Source organism: Symbiobacterium thermophilum IAM 14863, assembly GCF_000009905.1.
Classification (GTDB): Bacteria; Bacillota; Sulfobacillia; order Symbiobacteriales; family Symbiobacteriaceae; genus Symbiobacterium; species Symbiobacterium thermophilum.
The window spans coordinates 1,180,784-1,198,565 of sequence record NC_006177.1 but is presented as its reverse complement, the minus strand read 5'-3'; the positions used below and the strand labels follow the sequence as shown (position 1 = coordinate 1,198,565).

Below are 17,782 nucleotides of genomic sequence, written 5' to 3'. Positions count from 1 at the left end.
GGCCCTTCAAATAAATTTGGCAATTATTGAGGTAGATGCTAGATAGGATAGCGACCTTATGAGTCGTGATCAAGGCAGACTTCAGAAAATAGACCGGCCGTGGTACGCAAGAGATGCTTTCGATGCTGGGGTGAACGCCCTTTGGCGTCAACCAAAAGGGGCCTGCCGCCGGCCCGTCGCCGGCGGCAGGCCCTGACGCGCGGGCGGGGCTGCCCACGACGGCAGCCTTCGCTGCCGGGGACAGCCCCGCTCCGTCCTATTCGCCTTGGCTACAGCCGGAACCGGCCGACCTGGTCCCGCAGCTCGGCGGCCGTCCGCTTCAGCCCCTGGGCCGACGAGGCCACCTGCTCCGCCGACGCGGTCAGCTCCTCCACCGACGCCGAGACCTCCTCCGCGGCGGCCGCGTTCTCCTCGGCCAGCCGTGCGATGCGGTTGACGGCCTCCGCCACTTCCTCCACGCTGGCGGCCATCTCCTCGCTCGCCGCCGTGTTCTCCTGCGTCATCGCCGCCACGTTGGTGAACGTCTGCACCGCCGCGATGGCCTGCTCCTTCACGTTCTCCGCCTTCTCGGCGATGCGCCTGGCCTCGTCCGCAGCCTGCTGCACCGCGGCCAGGATCTCCTCCAGCGCCGAGCCCGCCTGCGCGGCCAGCTCGTTGGTCTTCGTCAGCCGCTCGGTGCCCCGGTTCATCGCCTTCACGGCCTCGGCAGTACCGGTCTGGATGTTGCGAATCAGGTCGGCAATCTCCTGGGCCGAGGCCGCCGACTGCTCGGCCAGCTTTCGGACCTCGTCCGCCACGACGGCGAAGCCGCGGCCGTGTTCGCCCGCCCGGGCGGCCTCAATGGCCGCGTTGAGCGCCAGCAGGTTGGTCTGGTCGGCGATGCTGGAGATCAGCCCCGTGATGGCGCCCACCTGCTCCGAGAGCCGATCCAGCTCCTGGATGCGGCTGGCCGACTGACCAACCTCCCCGCTGACCTCCTGAATCTCCTGCAGGGCCCGCTCCACCACCGCCGCCGCGGCCCGGGCGCGCGCCTCGGTCTCCGTGGAGACCCGGGCAGTGGCCGCCGCGAGGTGCGTCATCTCGTCCAGCTCATCGGCCATCCGATGCTGCCGGTCGGCCGCCTCCTGAACCTCCACGGACGCGGTGCCGGCGCTGGACGCGATCTGCTCGATGGCGTCGCGCAGCTGCCGGACCAGCGCGTTGGCCTCAGCCGTGCTGTGGGCCTGTTCGGAACTGCCGGCAGCCACCTGGGTGATGGCCTGGGACGAGCCCGTCGTGGCGTTGGCGGCCTGGTCCGCGGCGGCCGCCAGCTGCTCGGAGGCAGCCATGACCGACTGGGAAGCGGCGTTGATCCTGCCCACCACGTCCCGCAGGCTCCGGAGCATCAAGTTGAACGCCTCCGTCGTCCTGCCGACCTCATCCCGGGAAGTCACCGGCACCTCGCTGATGCTCAGATCCCCCGCAGCCATCCGGGTGGCGGCCTCGGCGAGGCTCCGCACCGGCTTCACAATCGTCCGGGCCACGATCAGGGCCAGGGCCAGACCGACCACCAGGCCCGCGCTCACCACGGCCAGCAGCACGTACTGCATCGTCCCCGCGTACTGCCGCATGGCGCTGCGCGCCTGGTCGGCGTCCTGGCTGACCCTGTCGATGATCTGGTCCGCCAGGTGCAACATCTGGTTCAGATAGGGGACCGCCTCAGCCCGCAGCACCACCGTGGACATGTCGATGTCGCCTTTCCGCACCCTGTCCTCGACCCTCTGCAGGATGACGGCGTACTCTTCCTGCTTCTGCTTCAGGGTCTGGAACTGTTCACGCAGTGAGTCGTCGGCGGCGATCGCCAGCATCTCGTCCAGCGTCACGAGCAGGTTCTCCTGCGCGGTGTGGAGGGAGTTGAGGGAAGCGTCGTCGGTGAAGATGATGTAATCCCGGACATAGGCCAGTTCCCGCAAAAGGTCCGCCTGAATCTCCTTGCTTCCCTCCAGCAGGGCTTCCTGGGTGGCCAGTTCGTTCAAGGTGGTCACCACGTCCCGCATGGCGAAGTAGCCGAGCCCGCCCACCGTGCCAAGGAGCAGAATCACGAGCACAGGCGATGCCAGAACCTTGGCAAGAATGTTGAGGCGAATCCTGTTCCGCATTGGTGTCCCTCCTGCAGGCCGTGCTGAACTGGAACCCGAGACCTTTCCGCCCCTGCGGCCGGCCCCGTCGAGCAGGGCAGCCGCCGGGTTCGGCCCCATCCCCCACCGGCCGGACTGCAGGCTCTATTCATAACTGCGTAAAATCTCAGCTAACCAATGGTAGGGGATAGGAACTTAATATGCTAATATCCTCCTGATTGGTCATTATCGTAGACGGCAGTGGTCCCCTTGGTCAAGAACCCTGGAGGTAAATCGATCGAAAAGATGATGGTTGGCGGTCGGAAAGCGACCACTCCCGGCGGCTGAGCGGCCGGGAGTGGCGTTGCCCTTCTGTGCGGTTCAGGCCAGATTAAGCGGAAGGCCCAGGAAGTGCAACAGCAGCTCCGCCGCGGCCCGGGCGTCGCGGAGATCGGCCATCTCCCCGCCGGTTCCCGGGTACCGCACGGGGATGTCGATCACCGCCGTAGGCACCCCGGGGCCGACGGGGGTCACCGTCCAGCCCTCACTGCCGGTGGGACTGACGCAACGCTGCAGCGGTATCCCCCCGGCCTCGGCCGCGGCGGCGATCTGCGCTGCGAGCCCGTGGTGGGCCATGAAGCCCGAATCCTTGAGCCGCAGGGCGGGACCGCCGCCCAACCGGGTGGCGACCTGCCGGACGCCGGGCTGGTCGCCGCTCACGGCCGAGTCGACGAGAACGGCCACGTCGGGCTCGGCGCCGAAGGCCGCCACCGCCGCCCCCCGCGGGGCCACCTCGCCCTGCGCCGTGAAGGCGAAGATCACCGTGTGCGGACCGCTGCCCAGCCGCTCGGCGACCTCCAGGAGCACCGCGCAGCCCAGCCGGTTGTCCAGGCCGGGGCCCACCACCAGGTCGCCCCATGCCTCCACCGTGCCGGCGAGGGTGCACATGTCGCCCAGGGACACCCGTTCCAGGGCTTCCTCCTTCGTCGCGGCGCCGATGTCGCAGAAGAGCTTCCTGAAGCTCAGGTCCTTCGGCTCCTCCACGTGCTCATACTGCAGGACGCCCAAGGCGCCGCTGCCCCAGACGACCCGCTGCCCCACCGCATGGTGGACCTTCAGCCCGCCCACCGGGGCGAGGTAGATCAGCCCCTTGTCGGTCACGTTGAGGGCGATGGCCCCCGGGGTGTCCATGTGGGCGGAGAGCAGCACCCGTCGGCCGCCCTCCCTGCCCTTCCGCACGGCCAGCAGATTGCCGAACCCGTCTGTGCGGACTTCGTCCACGAAGGGTGCGATCTGCGCCTTCAGGGCGTCGTGCACCCGCTGCTCACGGCCCGACGGCCCCCAGAGCCGGGCCAGCTCCCGCACGCGCTCCAGCAGCTTCTCGCTCATGGGCGGAACTCCCCCTTCTCCACGCTTTCCAGGAACCGCCGGACCAGCTGCACCGCGCCGTCGACGTCGTCGAGGTGGCAGAGGGCGGCGTTGGTGTGAATGTAGCGGCAGGGCACCGAAATCGTGCAGGCGGGCACGCCCTGCCGCGACCGGGCGATGGCCCCGGCGTCGGTACCGCCCGAGGTCAGCCGCCGGAACTGGTGCCGGATGCCGTGCTTCCGGGCCAGGCGGATCAGCTCCTCCTGGACCCGCTTGTGGGGGATGCCGGCCGCGTCCATCAGCGAGATCACCGGTCCCTCCCCCATGTTGGTGATGGTGTCAAACGGGTCGACCCCGGCCACGTTGGCCGAGCCGGTCCCCTCCAGGGCCAGGGCGACGTCGGGGTTCAGGTGGAAAGCCGCCGCCTTCGCACCCCGGAGCCCCACCTCCTCCTGGGTGGTGAACGCCCCCAGCAGGGTGATGCCGGGGAAGTCGTACTCCAGCAGCACCCGGGCGAGCACCGTGCAGCCCACCCGGTCGTCCAGGGCCTTGCCCTTGGCCACCCGGTCGCCCAGCAGCTCGAACTCGGTGGCAAAGTAGACCGGATCCCCGAGCTCGATGCCCAGCGCCTCCACCTCGGCCCGGGACCGGCAGCCCAGGTCGACGTACATCTCGTCGAAGGGGATGACCTTCCCGCGCTCCTCGGGGCTGCAGAGGTGCCAGGCCTTGGCGCCGATCACGCCGGGGATGCGCCGGTGGGTCACCCACACCTGCCGGCCGGGGAGCACCCGGTCATCCAGGCCACCTACCTTGCGCAGCGACAGGTACCCCTCGTCGGTGATCTCGCCCACCAGGAAGCCCACCTCGTCCATGTGGGCGTCCAGCATCACCCGCACGGGCCCCGATCCCTTGCGGACGATCAGGTTGCCCATCGGGTCGGACCACATCTCATCGACCCGCGGCGCCAGGACCTCCTTCAGGAGGGCGCGCACCTCGCCCTCGTCGCCTGACACGCCGCAGGCGTTGGACAGCCGTTCTAGAAGCATCGCAACTCCTCCACAAAGGCCTGATCGATTCGCGCCACGACGTGCGCCAGCAGCCGGCCGGCCTGCCGGATGTCGGCCAGGTCCACCAGCTCCACCGGCGTGTGCATGTACCGGAGCGGGATCGAGAGGATGGCCGTCGCCACCCCGCCCCGCACCTCCTGCATGCCCCAGGCGTCGGTGCCCGAGGGGCCGGCCATCACCTCCACCTGGTAGTCGATGCCGACCTCCTCCGCAACCTTGCGCATGAGCTTCACCACCTGGGGCGTGCAGCTGGGTCCCACCCCGATGGCGGGCCCCCCGCCCAGGGGGAAGGTGTCCTTTTCCGCTCCGGGGTGGCGGGCGAAGGTCACGTCGACGGCGATGGCAATGTCCGGCTGCAGGGCGAACGCGGCTGCCGTCGCACCCGCGTAAGCGCCGAACTCCTCGCCCACCGTGCCCACCGCGTAGAAGTCGGCGCTGTGGCGCAGCCCCTGCAGCTCCTGCAGCGCCACGGCCAGGGCGGCCTGGCTCGCCCGGTTGTCCAGGTACCGGCTGGAGATGCGCCCGTTCTGCAGGATTCGGAACTGGTAGCGGAACAGCACCGGGTCGCCGACCTGAACCAGCGCCCGCACCTCGTCCTCCGGCAGGCCGGTGTCGATATAGAGCTCCTCCACCGGCACCAGCCGCTTGCGCTCCTCGGGGCTGGTCACGTGGGGCGGCTTGGAGCCCACCACGCCGGGAATCACGCGGCGGCCGTGAACCTCCATCTCCTGGGCCATCAGAAGCCGGCGGTCCACTCCGCCCACGGGGTTGAACCGAATGAAGCCGCCGGGCTCGATCGCGGTCACCACGCCGCCGATGGAGTCGATGTGGGCCGCGGCCAGCACGCGCGGGCGGGGCTCGGGCCCCTCGCCCCGCTTCACGCCGACGTAGCTGCCGAGGCGGTCCAGGTACGCCTCGTCCACCAGCGGAGCCCAGGCCTGCAGGAGATACTCCGCCACCGCCCGCTCACGCCCGGTGATGCTGCTGAGTCGGGTCAGTTCTGCCAGGTGTTGGGTGATGTCCAACGCGCGGTCGCCCCTTCTTTCCAGTGTTGCCCTATTAGATTCGCCATCAGCGCCCGACTTCTCCTGTCCCCTCCGGCCAGCTCTCCTCCGAGAGGACCTCGATGCCGTGCCGGCGGAGCAGGGCGGCGGTGACCCCCTGGCCCGGGCGGACGGTGCCGCGGAAGGTGCCGTCGTAGATCGCCGCGCTGCCGCAGGACGGGCTGCGCTCCTTCAGGATCGCCACGGTGGCCCCCGCGGCCTCGGCCATCCGCAGGGCCTCCCGGGCCCCGGCCAGGAACTGTTCGGTCACGTCCTCGCCGGCCGCGTTCACAACCCGGGCGCGGCCGTCCAGCACGTCGTCGCCGTCGCCGCCGATGATCTCCGCGGGCAGCCGAGGCGTGGGCAGGCCGCCCATCTGCTCGGGGCACACCGGCACCGCCTTCCCTTCCCGGATGAGGACGATCACCGGGTCGTGCGGCTTGGCTCCCTGGTCGTAGCGGCAGCGGCAGCCGACCAGGCAGGCGCTCACCAGGATCATGGGTTCCTCTCCTTCCTGCCCAAGTCTCCCGCAACCATTTCGGGGGAAAAAGCACCGTCTCCTACCTGCCGGCCCCCCAAACGCGGAACCTTGATGCGTGCAGACCGTGTAATGCATAAGTCTTTTCAACGCGCAGGTGATGACCGTGCGGATCAGGACCATCGCAACGGGGCTGCTCCTGGCGGCTGCCCTGGTCGGTTGCAGCCTCGGGCCGGACCGCCCCTTGACCGAACTTCCGGAGGGGGCGGAGTTTGCTCCGGCGGGCGCCGTGTCGGGCTTCGCAATCCGGGGGGAGTTGCACCTCTACCCGCACCACGAACTGGTGGGCGGCGGGCTGGCCTCCTTCATCGTGCACGTGGAGTCTCTGTCTGACGAAGGCGTGCGAGGCCTGCGCATGGCCGTTTTCTACCCCGAAGAGATCGCCCTGGTGAGCGACGTCGAGCCCTACCTGGAGTCGCCGCGCGGCTACGATCTCACCCCGGACCAACCGTCCTACGGCCTGGGGCGGACCTTCACGTTCCCCGACTGGGGCCAGGCGCACGTCGTACGGCAACTGGCCGAGAAGCCGCTCAGGGTGCACCTGGTCTGGGACGGCGGCGAGCAGTTCCTGGAGGTGCCGCCCGAAGCCATTCGCGTGACGCAGAGCGATGAGCCCCGCCGGTTGGCCAACGACCCGGATCTGTTCAGTTTCCCCACCCACCCCGCCTTCCTGGATCACCCGCCGTTCTCGGAAGGCCGCTACCTGTCGCGGGCCAGGGACGTGACCGCGGCCGACCTGCTGGCGTGGTACCGGGCCGAGATGCCGGCCAGTGGATGGGAGGCCCTGCCCGCCCCTGACCGGGCGCTGCTCTTCCGGAAAGGGGAGATGTTCCTCAGCCTCGCCGCGGCCGATGAACCCGACGGGACGACGGTCATGTGGTCTCACCTGCGCGGTACCGCCGAGGTGCCCGAGGACGCGGCCGTCCGGATCGTCCGGGCCAGGTACCCCGAGAGCCGGGAGAACCAGTGGGTGGCGACATACCTCGCCGACGGCGCGGGTTCGGGGGCGGATTCCCCCGTGTGGGAGGTCCGGGGCCTGCGGGATGGCAAGGTCTGGGTCACTGCCTGGGTGGATGCCGTGACCGCCGAACTGCGGGTCGCGGAGTAGCCGCGAAGACTGCCCCGCCGCTGCGGCGGGGCAGTTTCTTTGGCGCGGGTTCACAGCTTGACCTTGTTCCCCTCCCAGTACTTCAGCAGCGGGTAGGAGTTGATGGGCTTCCAGTTGGAATCGTAGATCCCGAAGTGCAGGTGATCGATGAACTTCCCGGAGGTGCCCTCGGGCCCCTCGCCGGTGGAGCCCACGTAGCCCAGCAGTTGCCCCTTCTTCACGTGCGACCCCAGCTTCAGGCCCGGGGCGTAGCCGCTCAGGTGGGCGTAGTAGAAGTAGTAACCCGGGTGGTCGTCCAGCTCGATGGTGATCCGGTAACCGCCCAGCGTGTTCCAGCCGTACCGGACAATGGTCCCGGAGGCCACGGCGACGATCGGGGTGCCGTGGGGCGCGGGGATGTCGGTGCCTTCGTGGCCGAAGGTCTGACCGTCCCAGTACCGGGAGGCGCCCATCGTGTCGGCGTAGGCGGAGTACGTGGCTCCCTGCGGGAACGGGAAAACGTAGGTAGGATCTGCGAAGGGGGAGTCCGGGCGGGGGTTGGGGTTGACCCCGGTCGCCGGCTGGGGAGCCTTGTAGCCGTTGCTCACGGTAAGGGTCCCATTGGCGTAGGAGACGTCGGCGCCCAGCCGCACCGCCAGCCACCAGGCCGGTACCATCGCCTGGCCGTTCTTGATGTATGGCTTCACCGGCGACCACACCTCCCGGTCATTCTGGAAGGCGAGGTGGGTCCCGATCCACATGGTGAGCCAGTAGCCGGACTTGTAGACGGTGATCATCTTGCTCTTGCTGTCGTAGCTGGCCTTGTAGCCCAGGCTCTCGGCGAAGGGCCCCACGGCCGTCATGAGCTGGCCGTCGACCATCTCGGCCTGGACATCCGACACCACGACGCCATTGCTGATCACCTTGTAGCCTGCGGCCGCGGCGGGAACGGGAACCGTACCCAGGAGGGCCGCCAGCGCCAGGGCCGCGAGGAGCCGCCGTTTCCAGGAACGCTGCATCGTCGATCCGCCTCCGTCTGCACGTGTGTGTCGGGAGCGGGTCTCTGGCCCGTCGACGCGGACTGCCAGCCTCACCCACCATCCCCTTCTAATGTCAATCGGGATGGACATTATGTTCAATCGGCGTTCCGCCAACTCCTGCCCTGTCCAACAATTACCAGGAATTCATACTAACCCTTTCCAAAGCGAAGCGCCCGCCGACCCTCCGTTTCGGGTGGGGCGGCGGGCGCAGGCGGCGCTCGCTATCGGTGCGCTTGCAGGTACTCCTCGTACGTCAGCCCGGACTCGTAGACCGCCCGGGCGAGCTCCCTGCCCAGGTAACGCACGTGCCAGGGCTCATACATGTACCCGGTGATGTGCTCCTTGCCCTTGGGATACCGCACGATGAACCCGAACTCGTGGGCGTGGGCAGCCAGCCACTCGGCCTCGGGGGTGCCGGCGAAGCAGTCGTCCGCCGCGCATTCGCCGGTGCTGCCCGAGATATCCATCGCCAGCCCGGTCTGGTGCTCGCTGTGGCCCGGCCGGGCGCTGTAGCGCTCGGCCAGCTCCAGGCCGTCGGTGCTCACGTAGCTGGCAAAGAGCGCCTCCTGGTACTCATAGGAGCGGTAGCCCGAGACGCCCGCGAGGTAGATGCCGTCCTCCTCGGCCGCGGCGAACATCTCCTCCAGGGCGGCGGCCGCCTCGGCCCGCATCAGCCGGCGCTCGTGCCATTCGGTGAAGATGAACCGGACGTTGGGCTCCACCAGATCCGGCGGGACGTAGTCCGCCGGGAGGGCGTACTGCTTGTTGACCAGGACGTCGATCGCCGTGGGGTCCGCAACCAGCTGCACCTCGCGCCCGCCCGGGGCGTCCGCGGGTTCCGGATCGGCTGCGCCGGGCCCCGGGTCAGGCACCGGTCCGGAATCCGGCTCGGGTTCCGGCTCGACGGGGGCCGGCGCCTCCGCGGTGGGGTCCACCGGGACGGGAGGCGGCAGCTGCGGCCCTGGGGCGCATCCGGCGGCGAGCGCCGCGGCCAGCAGGGCCAGCAGGGTCAGGCGGACTTGCTTCGACGGAAAGGACATCTGCTCACCTTCCTGCCAGGATTTCCGTGACTTACGGCGGACATCGGTTAGACGCCTGCCCGCCCGGGTGCGGTTCCACAAAAAAGCGGCGGCGCCTCGCCGCCGTCACACCGCAGACAGGGCAGATTCCGCCCGCGCGCGGGCCAGCCGGATCAGTTCCTCAGGATCGGTGGCGTCGTCGGGGTAGACGGCCACGCCGGACGAGAACGGCGTCGGGTAGAGCGCCTCCAGCCGGCGCCGCACCGCCTCTCCGCCCGAGGCGCCGGTCTCCGCCAGTACCAGGGCCACCAGCCGTGTCCCGATCCTGAGGGCCAGGTCATACTCCCGCAGGCTGCGGGCCGCCGTCTCCACAAAGCCTGGCACCCGGTGCTCGGGTACGGAGTCCGGCAGCCGGACGACCATCAGCGCCACCTGGAACCCGCCCAGGTCTGCCCGGCGGAACTCCCGGCGCAGGTAATCGGGCAGGTTCCGGACCGGCGACTCCCCCCTGGCCTCGCGCTCCCGGGCTTCCGCCAGGCTCTCGCCCAACCGGCGCAGCAGCACCTGGGAGGAGAACGGCTTGTTCACCACCGTGCTCGCCCCGAGGCTGATGAGCTCGATCAACCGGGGGATGGGCGGCGCCGGGCCCAGCACGACGACCGGCGTGAACACCCAGGCCGGGTCGCGGCGGATCTGGCGGATCAGGTCGTCCACCGTGCCGTCGGCGAACTCCGTTTCCGTCAGCACCGCGCGGACACTGCGCGGCGCGGCCTCGGTCAGCAGCTGCGTGGCCTCCGCCAGGCTCGCCGCCTGGACCACCTCGTAGCCGACCGCCTCCAGCACGCTGGCGATGCGCTGCCTCTCCAGCAGCGATGGGTTCGCCACCAGAACCCGCCCGGCCTGCCGCATGGCATCATCTCCCGCCTAGGCTTCTTGGTTCATCACTTTACATTTCTGCAGAACTCACCCCTATCCTGCCGGATGACTGACAGATCAGTCAACAATCACCATGCGCGTCGTCAGAGCGTCCTAAAGGTACCCGCACAAAGTCGCATACAGAGGCCCAAGAAGGAGGATTCCATGTCCCCCATCGTCTGGTGGATCGTTGCCGTCGGCTTCGTGGCCCCGGCCGTCGCCCTGCTGGTCCTGTTCCTGCTGCACCGGCGCAGCCGGGGGAACCCGGACCGCACCATGGGCGCGCTGTGGGCCGTGCTCCTGGTGCTGCTCCTGGCCTTCGCCGGGCTCGGGCTCGTGAGCGCAAAATGAGGAGGGGGCCCCGCCCCCTCCTCCGCTACCCATTCGGGCCGGCCACCCGCTCCTCGCCCGCCCGCCGCGTGATGCGCTGCTCGTCCATCCACTCCAGGAGGGGCAGCGCGTATTTGCGCGAGGTGCCGAGCAGGTCGCGGAACTCCGCGACCGTCAGCCTGCCGCGCGCCTTCAGGTGCTCCCGGGTGCGCCGCACCGCCTCCTCCAGAACCGGGGCGGCGATGACGAGGTCGTCGCCCACGCGTACGGCCTCGCCCTGTTCGATGAGGTAGATGATGACCTCCTCCGTGTCCGCGCCCGGCACCTGCTGCTTCAGCTCCGCCACCGTGAGCGGGCTGAAGCCCGCCCCGGCGATGGCCGCGCGCAGCCGCTCGGCCAGCTTCGCCTGGGCGCCGTTCAGGGCGGGCGCCCGGCCGGGCAGCGCGACCCGGTCCCGGTTGACGCTCAGCTCGCCCGCCGCCTCCGCGGCCGCAAGCAAAGCCGCGAACTCCTTGCCGCCGAGCCCCAGCTTCCGGCGAAGCTCCTCCTTGCCCAGCCCCGACCGGAGCGGATACCGGCCGTAGAAGGTCTCCAGCTCCGCGCGGACGGCATCGCAGAACTGGCCGAAGCCCCGGCGGTGGATCCAGAGCCCGCCCTCCAGTTCCCGCACGTCCGCCCCCAGGCCGGGGAGCTCGGTGCGCACCGTCTCCACCGTCACGCCCGTCCGCTTGGCCAGTTCGCCCAGGCCCAGGGGGGTCATGCCCGCCCGCAGCAGGGTCTCCGCGATGACGCCGCCGGTGCCGCCCGACTCCTTCGCCTGCAGCTCGGCGATGGCCGCCTTCGCCTGGGACCGCCTGTACTGCGCGTGCGGCTCGATGACCATGCCGCCGCCCACGGTGTGCACAGGGGAGTACGAGCGGATGATGTACCGGTCGCCGCGGCCGACCACCACCGGCTCCTCCAGCTTCAGCTGCACGTAGGCGGTGCCGCCGGGCTTCAGGGCATCCCCCTCCAGCAGCAGCACCCGCGCCAGCACCTCGCTGGTCCCGGTGTGCAGGTGCACCCGCTCGCCGTGCTTCAGCTCCTTCGGCCACGACTCCAGCAGGTGGAGCCGGCCGGCGAAGCTCCGGGTCGGACGCAGGGCCCCCGGGGCGCAGAGCACGTGGCCCCGCCGCACGTCCGACCGCTCGATGCCCGCGAGGTTGACGGCCACCCGCTGGCCCGCCTGGGCCTGCTCGACGGGCTCCCCGTGCACCTGCAGCCCGCGCACGCGCACCTCGATCCCCAGGGGCAGCAGCTCCATCCGGTCTCCCTGGCGGATGACGCCCCCCACCAGCGTGCCCGTCACCACCGTCCCGAAGCCGGGGCGGACGAAGGCGCGGTCGATAGGCAGCCGGGCGAAGGCGGTGGTGTCCTTGGGTTCGGTCTCCTCCAGCAGCGCGTCCACGGTCCGGAGGAGGTGGTCCAGCCCCTCCCCGGTCACCGAGGAGACCCGGCAGACCGGGGCGCCCTCCAGGAAGGTGCCGGCTACGGCCTCGGCCACGTCGGCCTCCACCAGCTCCACCATCTCCTCGTCCACCAGGTCGATCTTGGTGATCGCCACGAGCCCCTTGCTGATCTCCAGAAGCCGCAGGATGTCCAGGTGCTCGCGGGTCTGGGGCATCACCCCTTCGTCCGCCGCCACCACCAGGATGACGAGGTCGATGCCGGTGATGCCCGCCAGCATGTTCCGCACGAACTTCTCGTGGCCGGGGACGTCGATGACCGCCGCACGGCGGCCGCTGGGCAGGGGAAACCGGGCAAAGCCGATGTCGATGGAAATACCCCGCTCCTTCTCCTCGGGCAGGCGGTCGGTCTCCACGCCCGTCAATGCCCGGATCAGGGCGCTCTTCCCGTGGTCGACGTGTCCGGCTGTTCCGATGATGTAATGCTTCACGGCGCCCTCCTTCCGGCCGGCCCGCCCAGCCGGGCCGGCCCCGTTACTTGGTGAGCGACCCCTCCTGCGCGGCCACTTCCTCCAGGAACCGCTCGCAGTCCAGCGCGGCCATGCAGCCCGACCCGGCGGCAGTGATCGCCTGGCGGTACCGGGAGTCCTGCACGTCGCCGCAGGCGAACACGCCCGGGACGTTGGTCTGGGCGGTGCCGGGAATGGTCTTGATGTAGCCCAACTCATCCATGTCGATCTGGCCCCGCAGGAAGTCGGTGTTGGGCTTGTGGCCGATCGCCACGAACATGCCGTCGGCCTCCAGCAACCGCTCCTCGCCGGTCTCCTTGTCACGCACCTTCAGGGCCTTGAAGCCCCGCTCGTCCGCGAGGACCTCGACGGGAACGGCGTTCAGCACCCAGCTAATCTTCGGGTTCGCCCGGGCGCGCTCCTGCATGATCTTGGAGGCCCTCAGCTCGCTCCTGCGGTGGACCACGGTGACATCGGCGAACTTCGTGAGGAAGTTGGCCTCCTCCATGGCCGAGTCGCCGCCGCCGACGACCAGCACCTTCTTGCCGCGGTAGAAGAAGCCGTCGCAGGTGGCGCAGTAGGAGACGCCGCGGCCGATGTTCTCATCCTCGCCCGGGATGCCCAGGTGCTTGGCCGAAGCGCCGGTGGCGATGATCACCGCCTCGGCCTCGATGACGTCGGTCTCATCCACGGTGATCCGGAAGGGACGGCGGGAAAAGTCGACGCCGGTGACGTACCCCCTGCGGAACTCCGCGCCGAACCGCTCCGCCTGGCGGCGCATGTTGTCCATGAGCTCCGGCCCCATGATGCCGTCCGGGAAACCGGGGAAGTTCTCCACCTCGGTGGTGGTGGTGAGCTGTCCACCCGGCTCGTTGCCCTCGATGACCAGAGGCTGCAGATTGGCCCGCGCGGTGTAGATCGCCGCCGTCAGGCCGGCAGGTCCGGTGCCAAGAATCACCACTTTGCGCACAACAGCTTCCCCCTACTTGCACAAGAGATTCGGACGAGACCGGCCGCCGCTCCCGTCCATTCTACCAGTTAAGACGATGTTCGGGTACCGGAGAGATATGCCCCCAGGGGTATATCCAGACCACCAGCGGCCTCCGGGCGCGCCGAAGGCGCGGACCCAGGGTCCGCGCCTTCGGCTTGAAACCTGGAGAACCAGCTCCAGGCGACGGAACCCGCAACGGACGTACCGGGCGCCCGGCCGTCCGAACGGCACTGGCGGAGCGCCGCCGGAACCCCTCACGGCCCGATAGGGCGAATCCGCCGCCTTGCGGGGAGGTCGGCCCCACCTGCGTTGGTCGGGCAGCGAACCTCACCCCGTATGTTCTCCGGGCGGGATCCGGCTTATGCGCGTGTGCGCCGCGTCCGAATGGGGACAACCGCATCGGGGGCTGTGCCGCCCTCACATGGGTCTGATAGTATAATAGGCGATGAATACAGATCGCTAAGAAGGAGCGTCGTATGGCTGTACGGGCAAGATTCGGCGTCTGGTGGCGCATGCTCCGCCCCTTCACCCTCGTGGCCAGCGTGGCGCCCGTGCTGGGCGGCACCGCCCTGGCCTACGCGCACGGCGGTTTCCACACGGGCCGCTTCCTGGCCTTCCTGTTGGCGGCGGTGCTGATTCAGTCGGCCACCAATATGTTCAACGAATACTTCGATTATGTGCGCGGGCTGGACACCCGGGACCACGTGGGCATCGCGGGGACCATCGTGCGCGACGGCGTATCGCCCCGGGTGGTCATCACGCTGGCCTGGATGTTCCTGGCCACCGCCGTGGCCCTGGGGCTCTACATCTCCGCCACCAGCTCGTGGTGGGTCTTCGCCGTCGGCCTGGCCTGCCTCGGCGTTGCGTTCCTGTACTCGGGCGGTCCGCTGCCGCTGTCGTCGACCCCCTTCGGGGAGCTGGCGGCCGGTTTCACGATGGGCCCGGTCATGATTCTGCTGGTCTACTACACCCAGACGCTGCGGGTGACCGCGACGGCGCTGTGGGTCGCCGTGCCCATCGGCATCCTCATCGGCGCGATCCTGCTGGCCAACAACATCCGGGACATCGAGGCCGATCGCGCGGGCGGGAGGCACACCCTGCCCATCGTGCTGGGCCGCGGCGCCGCGGTGGGCGTCCTCGCCGGCAGCTTCGTGCTGGCTTACGCCATCGCCGTGGGCCTGGTGGCGACGGGCCGGCTCACCCCGTGGGCCCTGCTGATCCTGCTGTCGCTGCCCAAGGCGTGGCCCCCGGTCCGGCTGTTTCTGCGGGAGCGGGAGCCGGTGCGGCTGCATCCGGCGGTCAAGGGCGTGGCGCAGCTGCTGGCCGGCTTCGGCGGCCTGATGACGCTCGGTCTCCTGCTCTCGGTCTGGGTATGACGGCCGGCTCGGCGGTTCCGGACAGGCGGCGCCGGGGATCTCCCCGGCGCCGCTTGCGCGTCCTCGGCGTGTCGCTATACCAGCCTGCGCCGCATGGCCAGGGCGTAGTCGCCGTAGCCGATGCTGCGGTAGAAGGCCTGGGCGGTCTCGTTCCGGAACCCGGTGAGGAGGTAGACCGCGGGCGCGCCCTTGGCGCGGGCCAGGGCTTCAGCCTCCGCCATCAGCCGGCGGGCGATGCCCTGCCGCCGGTGCTGCGGCGCCACGTACAGCTCGGTCACCTCGGCGTACGGGTGGTCGGCCGACAGGAACGGCACGACCCGCAAGCTGCAGAGGCCGACGGCGGCGCCGCCCCGCAGCGCGAGCAGCACCGTCTCCGTCCCCTCCATGGCCGCCATGCGGCGGGCGGAAGCTGCGGCGTCCGTCGGCTCCCCGTTGAAGTCGGTCAGCAAGGCGGCCACCGCCGGGGCATCGGCCGCGGTGGCCGGTCGGATCACCAGTGACTCCTCCATCTCCATCCTCCCTGGGCTACGGGCCGGTCTCGGAGGGGGCCTCCGGCTCGGGCTCGACCGCGCGCGGCTCCACCCAGGTGATGGACTGCGCGACGGCCTCAAACACCGGCCGGTAGTCGTCAAACGTCCATACCGGCGCAGTGCCGTGCAGGACGTAGGCGATCCCGTCCCGCACCAGGACGACTCGGTAGACCCGGGTCTCGCCCTTCTCACCCGTGAAGCGGTCGACGATCCACCGGGCCGGGACGCCGCCCACGGTGGCCTCGCCGCTCTCCAGCGTCTCCGTGTCGGGGTACCGGTGGCGCACCTCTTGCTCCAGGGCCTCGACGTACACGTCCAGCGCGGGGTCGGGGAACTGGCCGTCGGCGGTGACGAGGATGTTCTCCCGGAAGAAGTCCTCCTCCCCCCGCTCCGGGCTGATGAGCGCCACCACCGCGTCTTCCAGCGGGTAGACGACCCACCCTTCGGGCACGCCCAGGGTCAGGCCGGTATCGGGGTGGCTGTACACCAGCGTCAGCGGGATCTGCTGCCCATCCTGCTGCCCTTCCCCCTCGGCCGGCGGTTCACTCTGGACGTCGGTCTGGTCGCCGCCCGCGGCCGGGCCCTGCGCCTCAGGCTCGCCGCAGCCCGCGGCGGTGAGGAGCAGGATGGCCAGGAGGGGCGCGAGAAGACGCAGCCTCCGGCGCATGGAAACCCTCCCTTCCTGCGGACTGCTGCGGACTCCCCTTCTTGTTCGCCCCGCCCGCCCGCCAGTCCTTCAGGTATGGACATTCTTGCCTTCGCCACTCGACCGATATCGACAATTTTCCTGTCAGAGTATTGATTGTTCTGACTTATTTGTGTAAAAAGTCCCTACCATCATACGATGGAAGGGGAGGTTCACCATGCGCAAGGGTCGAGGGCTGAGCTTCTTCGTGCTCCTGCTGTTCCTGTTGACCGTGGTGGGGACCGGATGGGCGGCCCCTGAGGAGTTCGAGCGGGGCCACCGGCTGGACGGCCCCATGGGGCAGGCCTTCCGGAAGGCTGCCGACGCCTACGGCGTGCCGGTGGAGCTGCTGGTGGCCCTGGCCTACGCCGAGACCCGGCTGGACGACCACGACGGCGTGCCCAGCGTCGCCGGGGGGTACGGCGTGATGCACCTGGTCTCCAATCCCCAGGTGACGACGCTGGACCTGGCCGCCAAGCTCACGGGGCTCGACCCGGCCCGGCTCAGGACCGACACCGCGGCCAACATCCTGGGCGGTGCGGCGCTGCTGGCCCACTACGCCGCGGAGCAGGGGGCGGACGTCAAATCCCTGAAGCTGGGCGACTGGTTTGAGGCGGTGGCCCGGTACAGCCAGCTCGAAGGGGTGGCCGCCAGGGACTACGCGCTGCAGGTCTACGAGTTTCTGAACCGGGGCATCGACGCCGTGGTCGACGGCGAGGAGATCCGCATCGAGCCGCAGGCGGTCACGCCCGACCTGGGCCGGTTCGCCGGCCTGATCACCGTCCAGTCCCAGGACTACGGCCCCGCCGCCTGGGTGCCCGCCCACTCCTCCAACTACACCGCCTCCAACCGGCCCAGCAGCTACCCCATCCGGTACATCGTCATCCACGTGACCCAGGGCTCCTATTCCGGGACCATCAGCTGGTTCCAGAACCCCAGTTCCAACGTGAGCGCCCACTACGTCATCCGCTCCAGCGACGGCGCCATCACCCAGATGGTGCGGGAGAAGGACATCGCCTGGCACGCCGGCAACTGGACCTACAACACCCAGTCCATCGGCATCGAACACGAAGGCTGGGTGTCCAGCTGCACCTGGTTCACCGACGCCATGTACCGGGCCAGCGCGGCGCTCACCCGCAACATCGCCCAGAAGTACGGCATCCCCATGACCCGTAGCTACATCATCGGCCACAACGAGGTGCCGGGGGCCACCCACACCGACCCGGGCAGCTGCTGGGACTGGAACTACTACATGAGCCTGGTCACCCAGTCCTCGGGCTCGTGGTCGGCCATTGTGGACAACACCACCAGCGGCCGGTTCCGGGCCAGCAGCAACTGGGGCACCTCCTCCTGGTCGAGCCAGCGGTACGGCAGCAACTACCGCTTCGCCGAGCCGAAGGCGGTCAGCGACGCGGCCTACTACAAGTTCAACATCCCGTCCACCGGCAACTACGACATCTACATGTGGTACCCGGCCAACAGCGGCTACAACGACAGGACCCCGGTGGTGATCTGGCAGGCCAACAGCGCGGGCACGGGCACCACGCCGGTGACGGTGTACGTCAACCAGCGACAAAACGGCGGCAGGTGGGTGCACCTGGGCACGTTCCGGCTGCTGGCCGGCGACCGGGAGATCATCGCCGTGAGCCGCTGGACCAGCGGGACGGGCTACGTGATCGCCGACGCCTTCCGGGTGGTGCGGCGGTAGAACGATCGAGCCGGGGGTATCCCCCGGCTCGCGCC

The 17,782-nt window shown here is 69.4% G+C and carries 16 protein-coding genes; 4 read left to right on the top strand and 12 right to left on the bottom strand.

The genetic code is table 11. The annotated features are described in order from the left end of the window. Positions 1 to 269 precede the first annotated feature (269 nt). From STH_RS05525 to STH_RS05505, 5 genes are all read right to left on the bottom strand, one after another. Positions 270 to 2,138, bottom strand: coding sequence for a methyl-accepting chemotaxis protein (locus tag STH_RS05525; protein ID WP_011195214.1), 1,869 nt, complete (start codon positions 2,136 to 2,138; stop codon positions 270 to 272). A gap of 339 nt (positions 2,139 to 2,477) precedes the next feature. Further along, complete coding sequence (locus STH_RS17680; RefSeq protein ID WP_011195213.1) at positions 2,478 to 3,485, bottom strand: M42 family metallopeptidase; 1,008 nt, start codon at positions 3,483 to 3,485, stop codon at positions 2,478 to 2,480. After that, complete coding sequence (locus STH_RS05515; protein ID WP_011195212.1) at positions 3,482 to 4,510, bottom strand: M42 family metallopeptidase; 1,029 nt, start codon at positions 4,508 to 4,510, stop codon at positions 3,482 to 3,484. The genes STH_RS17680 and STH_RS05515 overlap by 4 nt, the downstream gene beginning before the upstream one ends. After that, positions 4,501 to 5,556 carry a M20/M25/M40 family metallo-hydrolase gene (locus STH_RS05510; RefSeq protein ID WP_011195211.1) on the bottom strand — a complete coding sequence of 352 codons (1,056 nt, stop codon included), beginning with the start codon at positions 5,554 to 5,556 and terminating at the stop codon, positions 4,501 to 4,503. The genes STH_RS05515 and STH_RS05510 overlap by 10 nt, the downstream gene beginning before the upstream one ends. 46 nt (positions 5,557 to 5,602) lie before the next feature. Further along, positions 5,603 to 6,073, bottom strand: coding sequence for a DUF523 domain-containing protein (locus STH_RS05505; RefSeq protein ID WP_011195210.1), 471 nt, complete (start codon positions 6,071 to 6,073; stop codon positions 5,603 to 5,605). 145 nt (positions 6,074 to 6,218) lie between these two features. On the opposite strand from STH_RS05505, the gene STH_RS05500 reads away from it, so the two are divergent. Continuing rightward, on the top strand, positions 6,219 to 7,220 hold the full coding sequence (locus STH_RS05500; RefSeq protein WP_011195209.1) for a PepSY domain-containing protein: 1,002 nt from the start codon (positions 6,219 to 6,221) through the stop codon (positions 7,218 to 7,220). A gap of 50 nt (positions 7,221 to 7,270) precedes the next feature. Here STH_RS05500 and STH_RS19125 read toward each other — a convergent pair whose 3' ends face one another. The 3 genes from STH_RS19125 to STH_RS16980 form a co-directional block, all read right to left on the bottom strand. Continuing rightward, the gene (locus STH_RS19125; protein ID WP_050742131.1) at positions 7,271 to 8,218 is read right to left on the bottom strand and encodes a stalk domain-containing protein; all 948 of its coding nucleotides are present in this window, start codon (positions 8,216 to 8,218) and stop codon (positions 7,271 to 7,273) included. 242 nt (positions 8,219 to 8,460) lie between these two features. Further along, a complete protein-coding gene (locus STH_RS19320; RefSeq protein WP_011195207.1) occupies positions 8,461 to 9,279 on the bottom strand; it encodes a M15 family metallopeptidase in 819 nt (272 codons plus the stop codon). 105 nt (positions 9,280 to 9,384) lie between these two features. Then, the gene (locus STH_RS16980) at positions 9,385 to 10,167 is read right to left on the bottom strand and encodes a response regulator (protein ID WP_011195206.1); all 783 of its coding nucleotides are present in this window, start codon (positions 10,165 to 10,167) and stop codon (positions 9,385 to 9,387) included. Between the two features lie 171 nt (positions 10,168 to 10,338). Here STH_RS16980 and STH_RS05480 point away from each other — a divergent pair, with 171 nt between their 5' ends. After that, a complete protein-coding gene (locus STH_RS05480) occupies positions 10,339 to 10,524 on the top strand; it encodes a hypothetical protein (RefSeq protein ID WP_043713529.1) in 186 nt (61 codons plus the stop codon). Positions 10,525 to 10,549: 25 nt separating this feature from the next. Here STH_RS05480 and selB read toward each other — a convergent pair whose 3' ends face one another. Together selB and trxB are read right to left on the bottom strand one after the other, a co-directional pair. Beyond that, positions 10,550 to 12,439 carry a selenocysteine-specific translation elongation factor gene (selB, locus tag STH_RS05475; protein ID WP_011195205.1) on the bottom strand — a complete coding sequence of 630 codons (1,890 nt, stop codon included), beginning with the start codon at positions 12,437 to 12,439 and terminating at the stop codon, positions 10,550 to 10,552. Positions 12,440 to 12,482: 43 nt separating this feature from the next. After that, positions 12,483 to 13,427 carry a thioredoxin-disulfide reductase gene (gene trxB / locus STH_RS05470; RefSeq protein ID WP_011195204.1) on the bottom strand — a complete coding sequence of 315 codons (945 nt, stop codon included), beginning with the start codon at positions 13,425 to 13,427 and terminating at the stop codon, positions 12,483 to 12,485. Between the two features lie 470 nt (positions 13,428 to 13,897). On the opposite strand from trxB, the gene STH_RS05465 reads away from it, so the two are divergent. Beyond that, complete coding sequence (locus STH_RS05465) at positions 13,898 to 14,824, top strand: 1,4-dihydroxy-2-naphthoate polyprenyltransferase (protein ID WP_338054965.1); 927 nt, start codon at positions 13,898 to 13,900, stop codon at positions 14,822 to 14,824. A gap of 74 nt (positions 14,825 to 14,898) precedes the next feature. Here STH_RS05465 and STH_RS05460 read toward each other — a convergent pair whose 3' ends face one another. Both STH_RS05460 and STH_RS05455 read right to left on the bottom strand, forming a co-directional pair. Then, on the bottom strand, positions 14,899 to 15,333 hold the full coding sequence (locus tag STH_RS05460; RefSeq protein ID WP_050742130.1) for a GNAT family N-acetyltransferase: 435 nt from the start codon (positions 15,331 to 15,333) through the stop codon (positions 14,899 to 14,901). Positions 15,334 to 15,349: 16 nt separating this feature from the next. Then, positions 15,350 to 16,021 (bottom strand): hypothetical protein, encoded by a 672-nt coding sequence (locus tag STH_RS05455; protein WP_011195201.1) that lies wholly within the window; start codon positions 16,019 to 16,021, stop codon positions 15,350 to 15,352. 196 nt (positions 16,022 to 16,217) lie between these two features. Here STH_RS05455 and STH_RS05450 point away from each other — a divergent pair, with 196 nt between their 5' ends. After that, entirely contained in the window at positions 16,218 to 17,747 is a 1,530-nt protein-coding gene (locus tag STH_RS05450) for an N-acetylmuramoyl-L-alanine amidase (protein WP_011195200.1), read from the top strand. The last annotated feature ends 35 nt before the right edge of the window (positions 17,748 to 17,782 follow it).